Raw genomic sequence first — 20,544 nt, forward strand, 5'->3', positions numbered from 1 at the left:
GAAAACTTATTAAACCTTCATAATTAATCATAAAAGGATTCTTTCAATGGAGCAAACACGCCTTCTTTCTCCAGCTCATTAGCTATTGTTCCTAGTAAACTTTTGAAAAACGAGATGAAGCAAATAGACAATCAATCGAAATATAAGTAGATAGAAAAAGGCCTCAATAAAGCTTGTTGCTAGTATTATTACATAACGACCGAAATCTTCTAACTCATGAAAAGTATATGTTTGTATGTGCCAATCAAAAAACAATGCTTTGTAACTCGTCCCCACAAAGAAAGGGATGAAAAGTAGCCAATAAAAGCGAGGTAAACTAAATTTATAGCCTTTCACCAGCAAGGTACACCCTCCTCAATTTTAAAGCCATCATAACATAAAAGAAAATATTTTAGTATATTATGGAAGTATTTAGTGATAATACGAATACGTTATTTACAATTATAGTAATTTAAAGGTATTATTAGTAAGTTGACATAATGCCCAGAAAGGTATAATTCCATGAAAATGATCCATTCAAGCAAGATTCAACCCGAAGTGAAAACATTATTATCCTATGCTACTTCCGAAAAGAAAGTGGATAGGGAATATCCATTGTATATCGAAAATCCTGAAAGAGTGTTGTATGGCTATACCATCGAGCAAGATTTAGTCGGTTGTATAGGAATCGTTAAAGGAGAGGCAAATCGCTGTGAAATTAAACATATTGCCGTATCGCCCGTTTTTCGTGGAAAGGGCATTGGACGTGAGATGATTCGGTATGTAGAAGAACATCATGCTTTTTCTTCCATTTATGCAGAAACAGATCAAGAAGCCGTCCTCTTTTATAAAAATCTCGGCTTTCACATTACAAGTTTAGGAGAAAAATACCCTGGAGTGGAGCGTTTTGGCTGTCTATTAACCTGCACTATCTAATGGTCAATTCGTTGTACTGTCGATAAACGTCCACTTATATGCTTTTTACGCCCTGTTATTTGTCTGTGTTAAAAGATCGGAGATTTGAATGGTACGCTAACATAGAAAGGAGCTATAAAAATGAAACAAAAATTGTGGTGGATTGTATGTGGCTTGGCATTGTTCATAGCAGGCTATTCGGTTGTTCAATATTTACTATTCGATGCACGGCAGGCGGGATTTGTTCAATTAAAGCTTATGCTTAGTGCAACATTGCATTCATTTTGGTATATCATGCTCTATATACATATTGTATTCGGTATATTAGCCCTCGTCATCGGTCCTTTTACGTTGTCATCAAAGTTACGAGAGAAAAATGTGAAACGCCATAGACTACTAGGCAATATCTATATGGTTAGTATTTTGTTTGGTGGCTTGGCAGGACTTTATTTAGCGCTGAACGCAACAGGGGGATGGGTAGCACAGCTAGGCTTTGCTTTATTAGCCATAGGGTGGCTCTTCACCATGTTTCAAGCGCTGGTCCATATTAAAAAAAGAAATATCCAAGGCCATCAGAAATGGATGCTAAGAAATTATGCTTTAACCTTCGCAGCTGTCACATTGCGAATTTGGCTCCCTTTGTTTACGGTAGTATTTGGCTTTGATAATTTTGAGTATAGTTATGCCTCTATCGCTTGGCTATGTTGGGTGCCAAATTTAATCGTGATGGAATGGTATATCCAGCAGAAACTCCCTAAATTTGCAGCTTACTGAGAATGGCAAAGACAAATGGATAATGTTGAAACATATTATTGAGCATTGGGTTCTACATGGCCTAATGTTCTTTTTATTTTAAGATACATAGTTAATTCATTCTAATATTCTAGGTACATTAATTATCTCAATAAGTAGACTTTTGAATATGATAAAAAGGGACAGGAGGTGAAGTCGCATTGAGGTTTAGTTACAATCGTAATTTTGATAATTTTAAATGTGATGCAAAATGTAATTATCCAATGAAATATAAATGTAATGAATTTGGGTGTAATGGCTACCCATATGTTTATGGTATTGAGGATCCAATCGGTGTAACAGGAGCAACAGGAGCTACTGGTGCTACAGGAGCACAAGGTCCCCCAGGAGCACCAGGACCTCAAGGAGTAGCAGGAGTAACGGGAGCAACAGGAGCAACAGGTCCACAGGGAGAAATGGGTCTCCAAGGAGTAGCAGGAGTAACGGGAGCAACGGGTCCACAGGGAGAAATAGGACCTCAAGGGGTAGCAGGAGTAACGGGAGCAACGGGTTCACAGGGAGAAATAGGCCCTCAAGGAGTAGCAGGAGTAACGGGAGCAACGGGTCCACAGGGAGAAATGGGTCTCCAAGGAGTAGCAGGAGTAACGGGAGCATCAGGTCCGCAGGGAGTAGCTGGAGTGACGGGGGCAACAGGTCCACAGGGAGAAATAGGCCCTCAGGGAGTAGCTGGAGTGACGGGGGCAACAGGTCCGCAGGGAGAAATAGGCCCTCAGGGAGTAGCTGGAGTGACGGGGGCAACAGGTCCACAGGGAGAAATGGGTCTCCAAGGAGTAGCAGGAGTAACGGGAGCAACGGGTCCACAGGGAGAAATAGGACCTCAAGGAGTAGCAGGAGTAACGGGAGCAACGGGTCCACAGGGAGAAATGGGTCTCCAAGGAGTAGCAGGAGTGACGGGGGCAACAGGTCCACAGGGAGAAATAGGACCTCAAGGAGTAGCAGGAGTAACGGGAGCAACGGGTCCACAGGGAGAAATGGGTCTCCAAGGAGTAGCAGGAGTGACGGGGGCAACAGGTCCACAGGGAGAAATGGGTCTCCAAGGAGTAGCAGGAGTAACGGGAGCAACGGGTCCACAGGGAATAATAGGGGCCACTGGACTTCGAGGACTTGCGGGAATAACAGGAGCAACAGGAGAACGGGGACTAGCAGGAATGACAGGGGCAACAGGAGCCCAAGGCGTAACAGGAAGTACAGGAGCAACTGGTTCACAGGGAATAACAGGGGCGACAGGAGTCCAAGGCGTAACAGGGAGTACAGGAGCAACAGGTTCACAGGGAATAACAGGGGCGACAGGAGTCCAGGGCGTAACAGGGAGCACAGGAGCAACAGGTTCACAGGGAATAACAGGGGCGACAGGAGTCCAAGGCGTAACAGGAAGCACAGGCGCAACAGGTTCACAGGGAATAACAGGGGTAACAGGAGCCCAAGGCGTAACAGGAAGCACAGGAGTGACTGGTTCACAGGGAATAACAGGGGCAACAGGAGCCCAAGGCGTAACAGGAAGTACAGGAGCAACAGGTTCACAGGGAATAACAGGGGCAACAGGAGTCCAAGGCGTAACAGGGAGTACAGGAGCAACAGGTTCACAGGGAATAACAGGGGCAACAGGAGTCCAAGGCGTAACAGGAAGCACAGGAGCGACTGGCGCAAGAGGGACTACAGGTGTTACTGGAACAACAGGTCCAAGTGGTTCAGGTTTGATGGAAGTTTTCCTCTCTACAGATCAATCAGTTGGTAATAATGATTTTCTTGGTACTGGTAATTCGTCAGCTTCATTCGTGAGAAGTTCAATTGTTATTCCTGAAAATGCTACAATTAGAAGCTTAACATTGAATATTCGCGACCATGCTTTAAGTGCAGGTCAAACGGCTTCAGCACAAATATTTATCAGCACAAATTGCGGATTTACTAGCGTTGCTACAGGTATCATTGCGAGCGTATCAGGACCAAATTCATCTACAACACCCAATTGTTGTGCAAAAGTGATTGCAAATTACCCAGTTAATAGTTGTACACTTCTTTCTGTACAAGTAAGTACAACGGGAGGAGCATTTTCAAACGGTGTTTCAGCAACGATACTTTTTAATACAGTTTAATTACGCGTTTTTATTTGTGAGTTTTTTGAGGGGAAGTTAATAAGGAAAGATATGCAATTTATTATTCTGGTTGATTGTTGCTAATAGGACATCCTTTACATCAATGTTATAAGTTGATAGTTGGTCTTTTAACCAACTCTCGGTTAGTGTTGTTTTATTCAACTCATGGTAATCAATTTTTCCCTCTTTAATAAGAACCGTGGGAAGAAAAAAAGGATTAGACTGTACACTTATATCTGCTCGTGTTGGTGTTTGGTAGGGTGTATGCAAAAAACTAGAGATCGATCCGTCTGGTTCCCATAAAGCGAGTGCTACATTTTGAACTTCTTCAATTTTTTCTTTTCTTAACTCTGATAAAAGTAAATCAACAGATATTCTAGCCTTTTGTAAGTTGGCGCTAATAATTTGCCCATTTTTAATCAGGGGAATCGGCGGGGAGTCTATCAAATGACGAAAGGCAACCCATTTTAGGCTCAAAAAAACACCGATGAGGTAGAGCGCAACTAAAACGGCCATGGTAATCTTGGAACCCTTCATTCCTAACCCTTCATCAGATAAGGGATGTGCGATAATATTCCCAAGTGTGATAGCCATTGCAAAATCCAGCATTCTTAACTGAGAAATAGAGCGCTGTCCCATAATTTTTGTTGCGAAAAGTAGGAAGAAAAAAGCGACAATGGCTCGGAGAATCCATTGAATAGCAGTAAGTGATTCTTGACTATGAAAAAATTCCACAGCGACACATCCTCTTTTTTCTTATTGTTTCCTTCCGTTACATGATTATGCGGATCTTCAGGATTGAAACGAAATAGACTTGTAAAAATATGTTCAAAACGATATTGTTAAAATAAAAAAGCTATTATTTAGTAATTTTAAGAAAATCAGGAGAATATCTATGCAAACAAAATTACAAAATATTCTTATCGACATACAAGAGAAGGTTAATTTTTCAGGAACGGTGCTAGTGGAAAATCAGGAGAAGGTTGCCTTAGTCAGCCAAAGTTTTGGCTATGCGAATCGCTCAGAACAAATCGACAATCATGCAAAAACTCGTTTTGGCATTGCCTCTGGCTGTAAAATTTTTACTGCAGTCGCTATTTGTCAGCTTATTGAAAAAGGGAAGCTAGCATTTGATACGAAATTATGCGATTGTCTGCCTCAACTATTTAAGCACTTCGATGAGCAAGTAACCATCGCTCATCTGCTAACACATACGTCAGGAATACCCGATTATTTTGATGAGGAAGAAATGGAGAATTTTGAAGCGTTATGGGTTGAAAATCCGATGTACCAGCTTCGAACATTGCGAGATTTTTTACCATTATTTCAGAATCGTCCAATGAAGTATAAAGTTGGTGAGCGATTTCACTATAATAATGCAGGATATATTGTATTAGGGTTAATTGTAGAGCATGCAACTGGTATGGATTTTTCCGCTTACATTCAACAACATCTTTTCGATCGGGTGAATATGACGGAATCAGGCTATTTTTCGTTAGATTCTTTGCCAGCTAATACAGCATTAGGGTACATAGACAACCCAGATGGAACTTGGAAAACAAATATCTATTCTTTACCTGTAAAAGGGGGTTCTGATGGGGGAGCATTCGTAACAGGGAAGGATATGGCAAAGTTCTGGAGTGCACTTATGAATTTCGAACTTTTAAATGAGGCGTTAACGAATCAACTGTTAATGCCTCATGTCGAACTGAATGAAAATGATTGTTATGGCTATGGTGTATGGATTAAGAAGAATAGTGAACAAGCAATACTGAAATACCATGTGATGGGGTATGATCCTGGCGTGTGCTTCCATTCAGCCTATTATCCTGCTTCTTCCATCAAAGTTGTCGTATGTTCCAATAAATCTAAGGGCGCTCTTGATATGATGAAAGGAATAGAGGCTATCCTATAAAAGAATAAGGCTTGTCTGTGAAAAAGATTACAGGCAAGCCTATTGCTAGTTATTAAGTAATGCCACCATGTATATTACAATAATACTCGATCTCAATAATATGAGGTGAGGATACACCATTATATGAATAGTAACCACCGATTGCAATATTGTAAGCACTGCCATGATCTTTAATGGAAGGATCATACCCCGTTTGCGTCCAGTAGCCTTTACCCTGTTCAATTTTAGAAGACAAGGAATGCATAACCGAAAATAACTGTCTTCCACCAGGAATGTCCATGCTTAGTTGGGTGTCAAATGAACCATCAACACGAATGATTGTTCGATGTGCCCCCATATGTAATTCAACGAATTTTGGTACTTTAACTGGAGAAAAAACTTCCTTATTATCGACCACGACATAAGAAGTGTCTATTCTGCCTTTTAACATGTCTTCAAAATCTTTTAATTCAAGCCAATAATTTGCTGAAAATGTTGTAATGGGATCTAACTTAAAGCCTGTACCATACTCTTCATTTAGTTTATTGACAATAGCCGAATATTCTTTATAGTAGTATTCTTTCTGTGGTAGCGTTAAAACTAATGGAACAGGTGCCATGACAGATTCCATTGCTATTATTTGTTTATCTACTGATGTAGATAGTGGTGAGGCTGCTTTGTCATCCTTTTCACAGCCTGTTAGGAAGATGGCTCCTACTACAATGCTTGTCACCAAATATCTTTTCAACACCTTTACCTCCCAAAAATGAATAAAATCTATTATACCATACATAAATATGTATAATTTCGTTTTTTTGGTAAAATGATAATTTCCTAGTATATTGTAGAGAGAACAACGATTAAGCAAGTGTAAGGGGCGGTATAGTGGCAATTTTAAAAGATGATTCGAGTCATCCGAGTTGTGAGGTAGAGCTAGATATTTTAATGGTGAACGAGGAAAGTGTAAAGTTTCGTATTGAATTTCGCTTTGGGCCAGCTTTCTCAGCGATAAATACTGAGATTTATTGAATAAAAAGAGATTTCCTTCAATTATTAGAAGACATAACACAATTGGAGCCTGCTTATTTAAGTATGCTGGAGCCGCATGATCCTGGCCTATGCATCTATCATATCCCTCATTATGGTGAATATTTTTTTCCTGGATACGGTATCTTTCAAATTCCTGAAGAGGAGAGGGAGGAAGCAGAGCAACGTTATAAATTAGTGTTTGTACTAGATGCTTATGAGAAGAATCATCATGGTGCAAGAGAATGTGGGCCTGCATTATGTATTATTGTGACGATGGAACAAATCCGAGTGTTCATTACCACCTTGCGAGAACAAGTAAAGAAATTCAAAAGTAAAAGGTGATACAACGGTCATTCATTCTCTTCTACAACTGCTATAGGATAGGTTGAGACGATCACATACCCAATTTTTAAATAGATGATCAATTTGTTTTTTTATTTCATCGCTAGGTAATTGCTCATTAATCCCTAATTGTTCAAACGAAAATGTTTCCTGAATTTGATCGGTATATTTCGTATTAAAGGTAAACGTAATGAGTTTAGACACGTTGATTTTCCTCCGTTTTCTAGCGTGTACATTTATGAGCCAATTATTAGAAATTGAATGTCGTTGATATTTGTAAATAAATTTTTTATCTTTGGGTAAAAAGAATAGAAAATGCTGTCGGCTGAATTATCATGAATAGAGACAGTGTAAGTAGCATAATTTTCTAGCAATTGTTTTAACGGTTAGATTATTTGTTCATTCGGTGTTTCAGCTTTTGTTCTTTTGCTAGTTCAAGAGTGATTGCTGCCGTCATATTTAGTATATCTAATTGTCAAAAGGTAATGTAACAAGTATGAAATTTATAAAGTATTTTTGTTGAAATTTAGTATAAGCTTTTGTACATGTAGGTGTAATAGTCACCATTAAGGAGCAGTATACTTCTGTTTTCTTCTCTTCTTTTGCTTATAGGTAAGATAAGAAGTTTTTAAGGAGGCATAACTTCCAATTGCTGCATAGCCATAAAACCAGCCCATGAATAGTCCTGCAAGAAGATTATGTCGGTGGCTGATGAAAATAGAAATGAATAAGCCGACAACTAGTGCAATGGTTGGAACCCAAAAAGGCTTTATATGACACATTTTCTTAATGAGTTGGGTAATCATCATAACTACAGGGACTGCAACGACGGCATCCCAAAAATTTGTATGTATGAGTGGAAAGTGTTCCATTCTGTTCACCTCTCATTGACTATTTTGAACTTATTGTGGACATAAAGGAAAATTTTATGCAGTAGTGTATTGAGAAATCATGGAGGATTTGTAGAGAGAATGTATAGATAGCTCTGGTAGACTTACTCTGTCGGGATGCACAAGCAAACTAACACGCACAAAAAGGACAGGGCAACTAGCCTTGTCCTTTTAACAAAGTGGCATCAAATGGAAATAGTGATTGCAATAGCTAGTTGACAAATGTAAAATTTGATTAATAAATCTACAATAAAAGAGGTATATGATGTTTCCAATTTTACATACTGAACGATTAGTGTTAAGGGAATTGACGAGTTCTGATGGACAAGCTCTTCTTGCGTGCTTTTCGAATCCTGAAGTTTTGCGCCATTATGGACAACAACCTTTAACGAGCTTAGTTCAAGTGCAGCAAATCATTCAAAATTTTGCCAACAATTTTGCCGAAAAACGTGGTATTAAATGGGGCATTGCATTAAAGGATCAAGAAGGAATTATTGGTACAATCGGCTTTCAAGAGTGGTCAATAGAACATCGAAGAGCGGAAATCAGCTATGCCCTTTTTCCTGAATATTGGGGAAATGGCTATGCTCAGGAAGCTGTTAAACGAGCTATTTCCTATGGTTTTGAAGAAATGGATTTAGTACGTATTGGAGCCATTGTATTTAAAGAAAATGAAGCTTCCAATCTACTATTGCAAAAAATAGGCTTCGAACAAGAAGGATTATTAAAAAAATATATGCATCAACATAATGTACCCCACGATACTTATATATACTCACTTATAAAATAATCGGGAGACCAGATTCCTATGAGGACATCTGGTCATTTTTTTATTGTTTCTGTAAAAGTTTTTCGACCTGGATTGATTTTGGCTACATCCACATCAATTTTACTAATTGAATCCTCTGATAATGGGATTTTTCCATCTTTCTCAAGCTTTTTCCAAGCCTTGACGTTATCGCGGTAGAGATATTCTGACAATCGATAGATATCCACATCTAATTTTAGACCTTCTTTATAGGTTTCCTGAATTTCCTTTTTCACTTCTTTTACAATAAGCTCTTTCAGCTCCTGTTCGGTTACTTTTCCTTTAAAACCATTGATGGTCGCATTGATTCTCAATTTGACTTCAAATGTAACAGCCTCTTGTTTGACAAGTGGTTCCACATCGACATGTATTTTCTCAATACTGACCGTTAGTTCTTCCTGGTCACTTGTGTTTAATTGAAAGGTAATCTCCCCGCGATTTGTATAGTTATGCATCCATTGACTTCCGCGAGCCGCAGTGTCTTGCACGAACCCCTTAAAGCCATCTTTCGATAGGACACCAACCCCTGAAAAATAGGTTTCCTCAACTTGCTCCTCATCTGTTTCCCAATCGTCTTTAATGGACACATAAGGAATTGTTACTTCATAACTTGGCTCATTTAAGCCAATGACAACATCTCTTAAGTCTTTTGGTTCGATAAATGTTTCTTGTTCTGTTGGGTTGATTGGGTTACTTAATTTTGATGAGGATAACGAATTTCTTAAGATTGGTGTGACAAGCAATATATCTTCAACTGGGTTTTTTGTACAATACACCCAGATTTGATACCTAGTATCACGAAAGCGTATGAATGTATCGATGACAGGAATAATGTGTTCATTTTCCATAGCCTGCTCTGAAAAAATCATATATCGCATATGCCCCCAAAAAATTTCTTGATCCGAGGAGCGATATAATTTGTAAATTGCCTCTTCTATTGTTTTACCAGTGGCACGTCCTACTTCAGCAGGCGCCACCGTTGCGCTAGGTTGTATAGATTTCGCGACATCAGCGAAATTAATCACTTGTAAATAGACAATATACTCGTCGTTTTCGTAGTCTACACCTACTGCATTTATATAGTACATTCTTTGCGGCTCCGTAATATCCCAGCATCCTGCGAGTAATGTCGTCAATCCGATGATCAATAAAAATTTGAAATAAGTTTTCATGGTTTCTCCACTCGAATTGCTCTTCAGTTGTATTTTATAGTGTTAGCTTAGACAAAAGATGGCTTTTTTATAAAGTGCTAGCTGAGGAAATAGTATTTGGAAAATTATATCCAATGAAACAATTTTCAGGTATGATGAGGCAAGGAGGGGAGAACGGTGACTAGTATTTCATATTGGCTAATTAATACATTTACGAATGAGCTATATAAAGGGAATCCTGCAGCAATATGTCTATTAGATGAAGAAGTTTCTGAGGAGACCATGCAAAAAATTGCACAGGAGATACCTGTCCCGACAACAGCCTTTATTGAAAAAAGACAGGTTGAATTTACGCTGAAATGGTTTACGCCAAATAGGCAAATACCCATTTGTGGTCACGGCACCCTTGCTAGTGCCTTTGTCCTTTGGCAACAAGGAATTGTGCCAAAGGAGCACACAATTACATTTCATACAGCAAGTGGTCCTTTACATGCCAAGTGGCAACATGAACGAGTGGAAATCGCCATCAAAACGTATCCAATTGCTGAAATGGAATGTCCTTCAGCATTGGAGGACTGGTTAGGATGTAAGCCCATCTTTGTAGGGAGGACCGAATTGGATTATATCGTGGAAGTAGGCAATGAAGACCTAATTGTACAGTTTGAACCTGACTTTTCTGCGATGAAGCAGTTTCCTGTTCGAGGTATATGTCTAACTAGTCAATCGAAGGAAGAAGACATCGATATCGTATCTCGCTTTTTTTCTCCAGCACAAGGCATTGATGAGGATCAGGTAAATGGATCAAGTCATGGCGCACTAGGCCCTTATTGGTGTGAGAAATTATCTAAACAACAACTTGTCAGCAAGCAGCTTTCTAAACGTGGAGGTGTAATCTATGTGGCCCCTCATCACAACAAGGTATTGATTGCAGGCGCAGCAGTTACAGCATTGCAAGGAAAATTAAACATCTAGATACGGTTTAGAAGGAGATTTGTATTCAAAGTATACAGTTCGTTTTCTATAGTTCGCCTTATTTTGGTAACTGCTAAAAAGTGAGAAAAAAATTGAAATTGGTTGTAACCTTTTTCAATGTTAAACGACTACTCTATTAGTAGAATACAAAAGAACTAAAGCAAGTAGTAACATTCACTTTTCACAAAATGACCAGGGCTCAATTTTGAGTGCCTGGTTATTTTGTTGCCATAATAAAAAGAGGGCACCATATGGCATGCCCTCTTCCATTTTATTCGCTCAGCATAGCTTTTAATGTTCGTTTTTGCCAGCCTAGCTTGAAGTATGCATATTGCATAATGAAGTGGACGCAGAAGGTGATTGGATAGGCTAACCAAACGCCATTTAGTTCTAGTGACGTATGGTGAGATAATAGGAACGCTAATGGTACCTGTACAACCCAAATCGTAATGACTAAGAAGATAGTTGGCCATAATACGACACCAGTGGCACGCATTGTAGCAGAAACAGTTTGTGTGTGTCCGAAAATTAAATAGCTCCAAAAGGCGATATATAAATAATTCTTGGCAATAAGCACAGTCTCATGTGAATCGATAAAGAAAGCCAAAATAGGCTCTGCAAACAGATACATAATGAGTATGATCGCGCCACCTAGAAGATAATTAATGCGCACACCCATTTGACGGATTTTTTTAATCATCTCTGTAGAATTAGCCCCTAACGCCTGTGCTACAAAGACAGATGTTGCAATGGCAATACTCATTGCTGGGACTTGTGCATAGCTAGCTACCTGATTGACAACGCCATAAGCGGCAGTAGCATCCGAACCATAGCCATTCACAAAGCCAATAACGGCAATTTCGGCTACTGAAATGGCAACCATGCTAATACTGGATGGAATGGCTAGCTTTAATAAGGACGATAAAATATCTTTCTTTAATTTAAAATGCTGTAAGATTGTTTTATCAAAACGTAGTAAATGCTTTGTCTTATGCAAATAGGCTAACAACAGAATCATTGTCACCAGGTTTGATAACACAGAAGCATAGGCAGCCCCATTTAAGCCGAACGCAGGCAACCCCAACCATCCGAATACTAAAGGGGGGAGGAAGGCGATATTTAACACAACACTAATTACTAAGAATAGAAAAGGTGTTTTGGAATCGCCGACTCCTCGCATAAAGGTTGTATACACCAAATACCAAAACATAATTGGTAACGTGAAGAAAAGTATTTGGGCATAACTAATACTCATGTCTAAAATATTCGCAGGTGTCTGCATAAAACGTAAAATCCATTCGATGAAAAAGCCACCAAAAATCGCGACAGCGATGGATAAAATAGTTGTAAAGGCGAGTGTTACACCAACAACCTCTTTCATTTTGGCATGATTACCAGCCCCAAATGTTTGCCCGACTAAAATAGAGCTTCCTGAACCAATGCCAATTGCAAAGGCCATTAAAAAGAAGAAAAATGGAAAAAATGCCGAAATGGCTGCTAGGGCATCGACCCCTAAATTGCGTCCGACGATAAACATAGCAAAAACTTGGCCAACAGATTGCAGCACATTCGCTAGCATCACGGGAATTAAGAAATTAAAAAAAGCTTTGCGTAGCTGTTGATCATCCTGTAACATTTGTTCGTTCATCATTAAGTTCCTCTTGAGTTTTAATAACCCATTTCTTTTAAGATTCTTGAAAGTGTGCGTAGGCGTTCACCAATTAGCTCACCATCATTATTAAGTGCTTGCTGAAAAAGCTGAATATCCTCTTTAATCTGTTCATTTTCTGTGCAAACTTCCACTGTCATGGCATCTCCCTGTAAGCCTACACGATTAATTACAGGGTTTTCTTCATCATATAAATGCTCATGACGATAAGCCTCCTTAAAATAAAGTTCCGTTTCACACACTAAAATAGCGAGATCAAGTACGCGGTGTAGGGGAAGTTCTTCTGATTGGCGAGACCACTTGCCACCTGTATGCCGCCAAACCTTCGCAGAAATATCAACCTTTCCTCGATCATTCCATTGTGCCAGACCAAGGGAAAGCCCTTGTGCATCTGTTTGATAAGCCGTGCGCCCATCAATATTGGCATAATTTTCTGCCACGATGACAGGTTTATGTTTTAAATGTGTTGGAATTTTCATGTATCCGTACTCCTTATCATTTCGAATTTAGTAATTTAGTAAATTACTGCTTTAGTAAATTTAACATTAAACGTTTCTATAAGTCAATCCAAAAGAGCAAAGTTTGAACCCTTTCTTTTAAGACCAGCTAAAGATGGGCTTAGAGTAAGGGATTCATTACAATAAACGTTCAAAATCTGCCGTGGTTTTTACAAAATAGTAAGTTATAATTTATAGAAGTATGATTGATTGGAGAGAAATAGGATGGAAACAGCTAAATATCACCGAATGGTTTATACACGTATATGTGAAAATTTACAAAAATGGGATAATAGTGACTTTGTTAGAGAAGACGAGCTCTATTCATTTTTACATACGTTAAAAGGCACCGCTGGATCAATCGGTTTACATGAATTAACGTCGATTGCTCGTGAAAAGCTAGAGCTTTTGAATGAAGATAGTAACAAGCAATGGACCCAATCAGAATGGAAAAAGTTTCTTGCTCCATTTATTGAAAGCGTTCATTTTTATAAAGAAAATGATTCAATGACACAACATATGGAACATCCTACAACCATCATTAAAAATCCAGCAAAACAAGATTTTATTCTGATAATAGATGATGATGTTGTATTTATTTCCTATTTAAAAAATGTTTTAGAGAAAAAGGGCTACTCTGTCATTGCAGCTCATAATGGTAAACGAGGATTAGCGTTAATTTATGAATTGCAACCATCCATCGTATTTCTAGATATCATGCTTCCAGATTCTAATGGCTTTTCTATTTTAGACAATATTAAAAAGACGAAAAAAGAGCTCATGTTTGTGACAGTGATTAGTAGTAATGATTGTAAAGAAAATCGTATTCGCACATTGGAAATGGGTGCTATGGATTTTATGGCAAAGCCCATTGATGAAGAGCTATTAATCGCTTATGTTTCCAATCGCTTAGCCTATAAAAGAGAATTAGAACAGGCTATCGTCATTGACGAATTAACCCAAATTTATAATCGTAAATTTATGGAATCGCAAATGAAGCTTTTCATTAAACACCATCAGCAAAACAAAGAACATTTTTCAATTGCGATGATCGATTTAGATTATTTTAAAAAAGTAAATGATACATATGGTCACCTAGTGGGGGATGAGGTGCTTAAGGGTTTCGCTTCATTGGTGAAGGAGCTAAAAGGAGCTGAAGAAATTGCTTGTCGCTATGGTGGAGAAGAATTTGTAATTTTAATGCCTCGTACAACTAAAAAAGAGGCATTTATTTTTATTGAAAAACTTCGTACCTCCATGGAGAAAAAGACATTTACAGCAAATGGAACTAGCTTCCATGTTACATTTTCGAGTGGAATTGCGGAAGCCACTTCTACCAATTTACATCCTAAAAAGATGCTAGAAGAGGCAGATCAAGCACTTTATACGGCCAAGCAATTAGGGAGAAATCAAACGATCATCTTTGATAACGTAGCTGCTGTGGAGAAAAGAAAGGTGAAAATTAAGATCGTTGTCATTGATGATGTGTATATTATTCGTGATCTGATTACCAATCATTTTAAGCATTTGGAGGAAAATGACGATTATAGGATTGAAACATTATCATTTCCTGATGGCATTAGTTTTCTGGAATCCAATTGGTATGACCCTGCATGCAAATACATTATCTTATTAGATTGGATATTGCCGCAAATGGACGGCATCGAGGTGCTGAGTAAGATAAGAGAGCAGCATGCTTCAAGTAATGTAATCGTCTCCATGCTAACTTCACGTGTGGGGGAAGAATACGTCATGAAGGCTTTCATTAATGGGGCGGATGATTATATTGTGAAGCCGTTTAATGTGGCTGAAGTATCGGAACGTATTGTTCGTTTAATTCATCAAATGTTTCTTTAATGGGAAAGGGAGAAAAAGACAGGATGGCTAGAATTTTAGTAGTAGATGATGAAGAAATATTACGCATGTTAATACGTGAAACATTAGAAGATTTAGAATTTGATATTGATGAGGCAGAGGATGGCGAAGAAGCCCTAAAAAAAATGATGGAAAGCTCCTATGATTTAATGATACTCGACTATATGATGCCGAATTTAACAGGAATTGAGGTGATCGAGCTTCTCCCACAAGAGATTAAAATGTCAATGCCTATTCTCATGCTGACAGCAAAATCACAGGAAAGTGATCGTCAAAAGGTATTTGATTTAGGGGCAGATTACTTTATGTCCAAACCGTTTAGTCCCATTAAGCTAATGAACCTGGTGGAGGACATCTTAAATGATTAAGTCGACACCCTTGCTGAATAAAAGTATACGCAGCCAATTCTTTAAAATGCTGCTTTTTCTAGTTGTTAGCTTTTTAATCATCATTGCTGCCTTTCTTGTCGTAGTCAATGCAAGTCAAAATGCCCTACAGCAGAAGAGAGAGCAAATGTATGAAAAATCAATGCTTGTGGATGAATTGGAAGAAAATTTTAATGGCATATTTTTTCGAGCAAGGGGCTACTATGCCTTTCAAAATGAGCAGGAATTAAAGCTATTGTATGAAAATTTGGAGAAGTTCGAAGTTCTATTACAGCAGTTTTCGCAACTGGATTTAACGGAAGAAGAACGAGGGCTCTATAATGAGCTAGTTGACTTTCATTATAATTATAAAACAGTTACTCTCCCAAAAGGGTTAAGCTTTGCGAAGATGGGGGATTATGAGGCTTTGCGAGAGCTTTCGAATAGTGGCGCAAATGACCTTGTCAATAAATTTATTGCCTATACAAAATCCTATAAGAAAAAAACAGACCACTCCTTAAACCAAATTTTTAGCAAGACAGTGGAGCAGGGGCAATTATTTACTTTTATTTCGCTCATGATTAGCGGTCTCATTTTACTATTTGTTGGGGTCATTTTACGAAGAGTGCTGAATAATATGATTCGACCAATTGAACAATTAACACTTGCGACAAACGCTTTGGCGTCAGGGAAATCCATTGATTTAGGTAATCTTGTACAAAAGGAGGATGAGTTAGGCATTCTAGCGAACTCATTTCTTAAAATGATACTCTCCATTCAGGATAAGGAAGAGGTACTGACCACTCAAAATGAGGAGCTTTTAGCGCAGCAGGACGAGCTTCAAGAAAATCAGCTACAATTACAAAATTCATTAAATTATTTAGAAAAGTATAATCAATTAAATCATGTACTAACCTTTACGTTAAATAAACAGAAACTAATCGATAATCTCCATAATTATTTAAACGACATTTATCAATATGATACGAGTGTGCTGTATTGGATGGAGGGCAATGTTTATGCGACAAAAGGTTTATCACACCAATCTGCTGCAGCCCTAGTGGAAAATTTTGACATAGATAAACAAGCACGATTAAAGCAGGAAAAATCCTTTGTTATTACACGTCAATTGACAGCAAATGAAAAAGGAATTGCACAAGAGTCTTATTATGCCTATGACTTGTATTCTTCCGTGTTTAATTCTAAACGAGAGCTAGTCGCTATTTTAATGGCGACACGAGAGGGGCATCCCCATAATGATCGGGATATAGATAGTTTAAACGGACTATTAAATCGTGTGTCCATCGCATTTGAACGTATTCTTATGTATGAAGAGGTAGAAAAATCGAGGACGTTAAATCAAACGATTATTGATAATGTCAACGAAGGAATCCAATTAGTTTCTGCTACAGGCGATACCGTTCTTATCAATAGAGCGCTGTGTGGTATTGTCAACCTCCTTAACTTGACAACAGAAACAAGTATCCCTAAAAAGGATTGGCTACAGCATTTTCAAAAATGTAGTGCCCAACCTGATGAATTAATTGAATTTTTAGAGGCATCTATTATGGAGAGCTTTGAGGAGACACGAAAATGCCGCTATTGTATGACGGCTGAACATGAAATCTTTGTCGAGGTGTATGCAACTTGTCTTTTTGATGGACAGGAAAAAGTAGGCACAATTTTTGTGCATCGTGATATTACAAGAGAATATGAAGTAGATCAAATGAAATCCGAATTAGTGAGTACGGTAAGTCATGAACTGCGAACGCCTTTATCGAGCGTACTTGGCTTTACAGAGCTTCTGTTAACGAAAAATATAAAACCCGAACGACAAAATAAATATATCGATACAATTCATAGAGAAGCGGTACGACTAACCAATCTTATAAATGACTTCTTAGATTTACAGCGAATGGAGTCAGGCAAGCAGCAATATAACATGGAGACACTACAATTAAATGAAATAGCCTTTGAAATTGTCAATCGCTTCCGACATGAGCAAAAGCATAATGTCCATCTAATTGATAAAGCAAGAGAGGTCTATGTCAATGCAGATCAAGATAGACTCGTCCAATTATTTATTAATTTAATAGGAAATGCGATTAAATTTTCTCCACAAGGTGGGGATGTGGAGATTTTGTTAGAAAACAAAAATAATAGCATCCAAGTGAGTATAAAAGATGAGGGGATTGGCATATCTAAACAGGATATTGCTCAGTTGTTCCAAAAATTCAAACGAATCGATAATAGTTTAAGACGTAAAATAGGAGGAACTGGACTGGGTCTTTCCATTTGTAGAGAAATCATCTTAAAGCATGAGGGAGAAATATGGATAGAGTCAGAAGAGGGACAAGGTACTACTGTGTACTTTACTTTACCACTCGCAAATAACACTATCACCTTCGATGAAGAGGATGTAATGGAGGATAGCAACGGCTTAAACATTATGCTTGTTGAGGATGACTTAAGCTTAGCTCTATTGTTGTCTGAAGAGCTAAAAAGCAAGGGCTTTACCGTGATTCATCATCATGACCCAAAAAAAGCTTTTGAAGATACACTCAATACGCCTTTACTTGGTATTGTGATTGACATAATGCTGGGCGAAGAAATGAGCGGCTGGGATTTAGTCCGTGCACTAAGGGAAAGAGAGCATACAAAAGAGATACCGATTATTATATCCTCAGCATTAGATGAGGTAAAAGAAATGGTGGACCAATTTCAAATTAAAAAATACTTAACCAAACCATATCCACCTGAAGAAATATCAAAACTGTTTGTGAAATAATAGGATAGCTTGATTCATTGTCCGTAGCATTATATTGTAAGGAAAATGTGAGCAGTAGCTTAAATTCATAAAAACTATAATAGGTGAAGCCAAAGCGTATGTCGAAAGTTGCCCCATTCAACTAGGCATTAACCGAATCTCTATCAATTCATTTTTGAAGGCGAACAACTTAAAACTAGAAAAATAAGTTTCGTGAATTTTTCTTCAAAAATGTGTAACCTTTGCCAAGCTGGCACGACTACTATACTAGTAGAATACAAAACACTAAAGCAAACTAGTAGGTTTCACTTTTCACAAAAAGATCAGGGCTCAAATTTTTTGAGAACACCTGGTCTTTTTGCGTGCTGGCAACAAAGTGGAAGTAATGCTAAAATAAGATAAATACTTTAGAATTTTCATGAAATTTAATCAAAATCACGCATAGAAATTTGAAAAAAATGAAATCCCCCATCGTTTTTTCAACTAGGCGTAAAAAGGAGTTCAGACATGCAGGTTCGTCCAATTTAAAAATCTCCCAAGAAAAAATAAAATCTTAATTTTGGGGGATAAAACGTGTTTAAAAACCGATCTTTTTCACTTTTATTGACAGGTCAATCTTTAGCGGATATTGGTGATATTCTCTATATAGTAAGCGTGATTAGTATAATTTATCGTTTCACCAACTCGGCGATTGCTACTTCCTTCGTACCGTTTATTATAACTACTTTTATGTTGATTTCCAGTCTGCTAACACCTCTTATTACGACAAAAGTGTCGTTGAATCAATTGCTAACTATTTCTCAAGGCTTTAAAACCGCTGTCATTTTGGGCCTTGCCTTGTATGTACAATGGGTAGGCGACCAGCCGATGATTGGCTTTGTGTTTTTATTGATTGCGATGGTTGCGTTTTTGGATGGTTGTGCCAATCCTATCCGTCAATCCTTGCTGCCTCATTATGTGAAAGAAAAGGATTTATTGCGAGCAAATAGTATTGCAGAAACGGTTATCCAATCCATTCAGGTGGGTTCTTGGTTTGTTGGCAGTTCCTTGCTGCTTCTCTTTACAACCTCACAGCTTATATGGGGCGTTGTCGTCCTTTTTTTCATGGCAACATTGCTTTTAAAGCTTTTACCAGATGTGGCACGTATGGAACGTCCAGAAAAAAAGAAATGGATGTTATTTATGCAAGGGTGGCAATCCATCCATCAAACACCTGTACTAAAGGTAGCTGCACGTATGGATTTACTGGAATCGATGGCAGGTGCAGTGTGGGTCGCAGCGATTTTACTTGTTTTTGTAGAAGAAGCATTGCAGGCTTCTTCTCAATGGTGGGGTTATCTCAACGGCATTTTTTTTATTGGCATGATTATAGGGAGTATGATTTGTTTAAGATGGACCAAATTTATTGAGCGTAAGAAAGCTATGTTCATAAGTGGAGGTGCGCTGTTGTCCGCTATTTTTACATTATTCTTTGCGGTTAGTATCACACCATTGATGGCTTTACTCTGTTCTTTGCTGATTGGCTTATGTGGGCAATTAAAAAACATTCCACAGCAAACCATCATTCAAACAAGTGTCTCAAAGGAGAAATTACCAACGGTGTATACATCGTTGAATGTCATTGTGACAGGGGTATTCGGCCTTTCATCTTTAATGATGGGCAGTTTGTCAGAATGGTATGGGATACGAGTTGTTTTTTTCCTTTCAGCTAGTATGCTACTTCTCGTAAGTGTGATTGCCTATAAAAATAAAACATCATTCACGTAAGAAAGAGTAGCCCTTACTTTTAGAGTAGGGGCTATTTTTTATAAAAAGTTCATATCCTGTTTGTTGATAGTATGGTAAAATATACAAATATTTGTATATTTTAAAAGGAGAGTAAGTATGAATCGTAAAAAAATAAGTTTCATTATCTCTGCACTTATCATAGCAATCTTTATTGGTGTGGCATTAAAAAATGTTTTTTTCCAAGCATCTCTTACACCATCTATGACTGTTTTGGAGGATGGCACCAAACAAATTAATTATGAAACTGCTTTAACAAAGCTAGATCAATCCTCCACAACGTTTGAAGCATATAAGGGCAAAATAGTAGTAGTGAATTTTTGGGCGTCCTGGTGTGGGCCTTGTCAACAGGAAGCACCTGAACTAGAGGCATTCTATCAACAAAAATCAAAGGATGTCGAGCTGCTAGCCATCAATGCCACAGCCTATGATAGCTATAAGAAGGCGGCAGCATTTAAGGATACTTATGCTTTATCATTTCCTATCTTCCTAGACGAAGAGGGAGTACTACAGAAAACGTTTGAAGTGGTGAATTATCCTAGTACCTTTATCTTTGATAAAGAAGGAAAATTACAGCACAGCGTGAAAGGCGAACTCACTCAACAACAATTAATACAATTGATTGATGATCTCTAAGAACAAAATAAGTCTTATAGACAATATATTTAGAAAAATGAAACTTTTTCTAAAAAGATGCGTA

The 20,544-nt window shown here is 38.1% G+C and carries 19 protein-coding genes; 12 read left to right on the top strand and 7 right to left on the bottom strand.

Annotated elements, in window-relative coordinates:
• Positions 1-501 precede the first annotated feature (501 nt).
• From AC1RFD_RS05680 to AC1RFD_RS05690, 3 genes are all read left to right on the top strand, one after another.
• Positions 502-915, top strand: coding sequence for a GNAT family N-acetyltransferase (locus AC1RFD_RS05680; RefSeq protein ID WP_259950695.1), 414 nt, complete (start codon positions 502-504; stop codon positions 913-915).
• A gap of 120 nt (positions 916-1,035) precedes the next feature.
• Positions 1,036-1,668 (top strand): DUF2306 domain-containing protein, encoded by a 633-nt coding sequence (locus tag AC1RFD_RS05685; RefSeq protein WP_048395672.1) that lies wholly within the window; start codon positions 1,036-1,038, stop codon positions 1,666-1,668.
• A 794-nt stretch (positions 1,669-2,462) separates the two neighbouring features.
• Positions 2,463-3,800 carry a collagen-like domain-containing protein gene (locus AC1RFD_RS05690; protein ID WP_492474875.1) on the top strand — a complete coding sequence of 446 codons (1,338 nt, stop codon included), beginning with the start codon at positions 2,463-2,465 and terminating at the stop codon, positions 3,798-3,800.
• Between the two features lie 36 nt (positions 3,801-3,836).
• On the opposite strand, the gene AC1RFD_RS05695 is transcribed toward AC1RFD_RS05690, so the two are convergent.
• Positions 3,837-4,535 carry a DUF421 domain-containing protein gene (locus AC1RFD_RS05695; protein WP_492474596.1) on the bottom strand — a complete coding sequence of 233 codons (699 nt, stop codon included), beginning with the start codon at positions 4,533-4,535 and terminating at the stop codon, positions 3,837-3,839.
• Positions 4,536-4,695: 160 nt separating this feature from the next.
• On the opposite strand from AC1RFD_RS05695, the gene AC1RFD_RS05700 reads away from it, so the two are divergent.
• Entirely contained in the window at positions 4,696-5,715 is a 1,020-nt protein-coding gene (locus AC1RFD_RS05700) for a serine hydrolase domain-containing protein (RefSeq protein ID WP_326141695.1), read from the top strand.
• A gap of 52 nt (positions 5,716-5,767) precedes the next feature.
• Here AC1RFD_RS05700 and AC1RFD_RS05705 read toward each other — a convergent pair whose 3' ends face one another.
• Complete coding sequence (locus tag AC1RFD_RS05705; protein ID WP_233436401.1) at positions 5,768-6,445, bottom strand: hypothetical protein; 678 nt, start codon at positions 6,443-6,445, stop codon at positions 5,768-5,770.
• A gap of 320 nt (positions 6,446-6,765) precedes the next feature.
• Between AC1RFD_RS05705 and AC1RFD_RS05710 the strand changes: the two genes are divergently transcribed.
• On the top strand, positions 6,766-7,065 hold the full coding sequence (locus AC1RFD_RS05710; protein WP_492474597.1) for a hypothetical protein: 300 nt from the start codon (positions 6,766-6,768) through the stop codon (positions 7,063-7,065).
• Positions 7,066-7,077: 12 nt separating this feature from the next.
• On the opposite strand, the gene AC1RFD_RS05715 is transcribed toward AC1RFD_RS05710, so the two are convergent.
• Both AC1RFD_RS05715 and AC1RFD_RS05720 read right to left on the bottom strand, forming a co-directional pair.
• Positions 7,078-7,269 (bottom strand): hypothetical protein, encoded by a 192-nt coding sequence (locus AC1RFD_RS05715; RefSeq protein WP_492474598.1) that lies wholly within the window; start codon positions 7,267-7,269, stop codon positions 7,078-7,080.
• A gap of 362 nt (positions 7,270-7,631) precedes the next feature.
• Positions 7,632-7,937 carry a hypothetical protein gene (locus AC1RFD_RS05720; RefSeq protein WP_048392961.1) on the bottom strand — a complete coding sequence of 102 codons (306 nt, stop codon included), beginning with the start codon at positions 7,935-7,937 and terminating at the stop codon, positions 7,632-7,634.
• 283 nt (positions 7,938-8,220) lie between these two features.
• On the opposite strand from AC1RFD_RS05720, the gene AC1RFD_RS05725 reads away from it, so the two are divergent.
• Entirely contained in the window at positions 8,221-8,745 is a 525-nt protein-coding gene (locus tag AC1RFD_RS05725) for a GNAT family N-acetyltransferase (RefSeq protein WP_054548635.1), read from the top strand.
• A 32-nt stretch (positions 8,746-8,777) separates the two neighbouring features.
• Here the strand turns inward: AC1RFD_RS05725 and AC1RFD_RS05730 are convergent, their stop codons facing one another.
• Complete coding sequence (locus AC1RFD_RS05730; RefSeq protein ID WP_103118086.1) at positions 8,778-9,935, bottom strand: Ger(x)C family spore germination protein; 1,158 nt, start codon at positions 9,933-9,935, stop codon at positions 8,778-8,780.
• Positions 9,936-10,091: 156 nt separating this feature from the next.
• Here AC1RFD_RS05730 and AC1RFD_RS05735 point away from each other — a divergent pair, with 156 nt between their 5' ends.
• Positions 10,092-10,886: a PhzF family phenazine biosynthesis protein gene (locus AC1RFD_RS05735; protein ID WP_326141698.1), complete on the top strand. Its 795-nt coding sequence runs from the start codon at positions 10,092-10,094 to the stop codon at positions 10,884-10,886.
• A 271-nt stretch (positions 10,887-11,157) separates the two neighbouring features.
• Here the strand turns inward: AC1RFD_RS05735 and AC1RFD_RS05740 are convergent, their stop codons facing one another.
• Both AC1RFD_RS05740 and AC1RFD_RS05745 read right to left on the bottom strand, forming a co-directional pair.
• Positions 11,158-12,537, bottom strand: coding sequence for an MATE family efflux transporter (locus AC1RFD_RS05740; protein ID WP_492474600.1), 1,380 nt, complete (start codon positions 12,535-12,537; stop codon positions 11,158-11,160).
• A 17-nt stretch (positions 12,538-12,554) separates the two neighbouring features.
• A complete protein-coding gene (locus AC1RFD_RS05745) occupies positions 12,555-13,034 on the bottom strand; it encodes a DUF6530 family protein (protein WP_016994140.1) in 480 nt (159 codons plus the stop codon).
• Between the two features lie 243 nt (positions 13,035-13,277).
• On the opposite strand from AC1RFD_RS05745, the gene AC1RFD_RS05750 reads away from it, so the two are divergent.
• From AC1RFD_RS05750 to AC1RFD_RS05770, 5 genes are all read left to right on the top strand, one after another.
• Positions 13,278-14,909 (top strand): diguanylate cyclase, encoded by a 1,632-nt coding sequence (locus AC1RFD_RS05750; protein WP_404803971.1) that lies wholly within the window; start codon positions 13,278-13,280, stop codon positions 14,907-14,909.
• Between the two features lie 23 nt (positions 14,910-14,932).
• The gene (locus tag AC1RFD_RS05755; protein ID WP_048392951.1) at positions 14,933-15,295 is read left to right on the top strand and encodes a response regulator transcription factor; all 363 of its coding nucleotides are present in this window, start codon (positions 14,933-14,935) and stop codon (positions 15,293-15,295) included.
• Complete coding sequence (locus tag AC1RFD_RS05760; protein ID WP_492474601.1) at positions 15,288-18,080, top strand: ATP-binding protein; 2,793 nt, start codon at positions 15,288-15,290, stop codon at positions 18,078-18,080. The genes AC1RFD_RS05755 and AC1RFD_RS05760 overlap by 8 nt, the downstream gene beginning before the upstream one ends.
• Before the next feature lie 552 nt (positions 18,081-18,632).
• Positions 18,633-19,826 (top strand): MFS transporter, encoded by a 1,194-nt coding sequence (locus tag AC1RFD_RS05765; RefSeq protein WP_492474602.1) that lies wholly within the window; start codon positions 18,633-18,635, stop codon positions 19,824-19,826.
• A 117-nt stretch (positions 19,827-19,943) separates the two neighbouring features.
• Positions 19,944-20,480: a TlpA family protein disulfide reductase gene (locus AC1RFD_RS05770; protein ID WP_048392947.1), complete on the top strand. Its 537-nt coding sequence runs from the start codon at positions 19,944-19,946 to the stop codon at positions 20,478-20,480.
• The last annotated feature ends 64 nt before the right edge of the window (positions 20,481-20,544 follow it).

The sequence above is a fragment of the Lysinibacillus sp. GW823-FHT02G10 genome (assembly GCF_058797135.1).

Excerpts from the sequence above, each read along its gene's own strand:
- AC1RFD_RS05680 (WP_259950695.1), top strand. The coding sequence starts at position 502 with ATGAAAATGATCCATTCAAGCAAGATTCAACCCGAAGTGAAAACATTA.
- AC1RFD_RS05685 (WP_048395672.1), top strand. The coding sequence starts at position 1,036 with ATGAAACAAAAATTGTGGTGGATTGTATGTGGCTTGGCATTGTTCATA.
- AC1RFD_RS05690 (WP_492474875.1), top strand. The coding sequence starts at position 2,463 with ATGGGTCTCCAAGGAGTAGCAGGAGTAACGGGAGCAACGGGTCCACAG.
- AC1RFD_RS05700 (WP_326141695.1), top strand. The coding sequence starts at position 4,696 with ATGCAAACAAAATTACAAAATATTCTTATCGACATACAAGAGAAGGTT.
- AC1RFD_RS05720 (WP_048392961.1), bottom strand. The coding sequence starts at position 7,937 with ATGGAACACTTTCCACTCATACATACAAATTTTTGGGATGCCGTCGTT.
- AC1RFD_RS05725 (WP_054548635.1), top strand. The coding sequence starts at position 8,221 with ATGTTTCCAATTTTACATACTGAACGATTAGTGTTAAGGGAATTGACG.
- AC1RFD_RS05730 (WP_103118086.1), bottom strand. The coding sequence starts at position 9,935 with ATGAAAACTTATTTCAAATTTTTATTGATCATCGGATTGACGACATTA.
- AC1RFD_RS05740 (WP_492474600.1), bottom strand. The coding sequence starts at position 12,537 with ATGATGAACGAACAAATGTTACAGGATGATCAACAGCTACGCAAAGCT.
- AC1RFD_RS05745 (WP_016994140.1), bottom strand. The coding sequence starts at position 13,034 with ATGAAAATTCCAACACATTTAAAACATAAACCTGTCATCGTGGCAGAA.
- AC1RFD_RS05750 (WP_404803971.1), top strand. The coding sequence starts at position 13,278 with ATGGAAACAGCTAAATATCACCGAATGGTTTATACACGTATATGTGAA.
- AC1RFD_RS05755 (WP_048392951.1), top strand. The coding sequence starts at position 14,933 with ATGGCTAGAATTTTAGTAGTAGATGATGAAGAAATATTACGCATGTTA.
- AC1RFD_RS05760 (WP_492474601.1), top strand. The coding sequence starts at position 15,288 with ATGATTAAGTCGACACCCTTGCTGAATAAAAGTATACGCAGCCAATTC.
- AC1RFD_RS05770 (WP_048392947.1), top strand. The coding sequence starts at position 19,944 with ATGAATCGTAAAAAAATAAGTTTCATTATCTCTGCACTTATCATAGCA.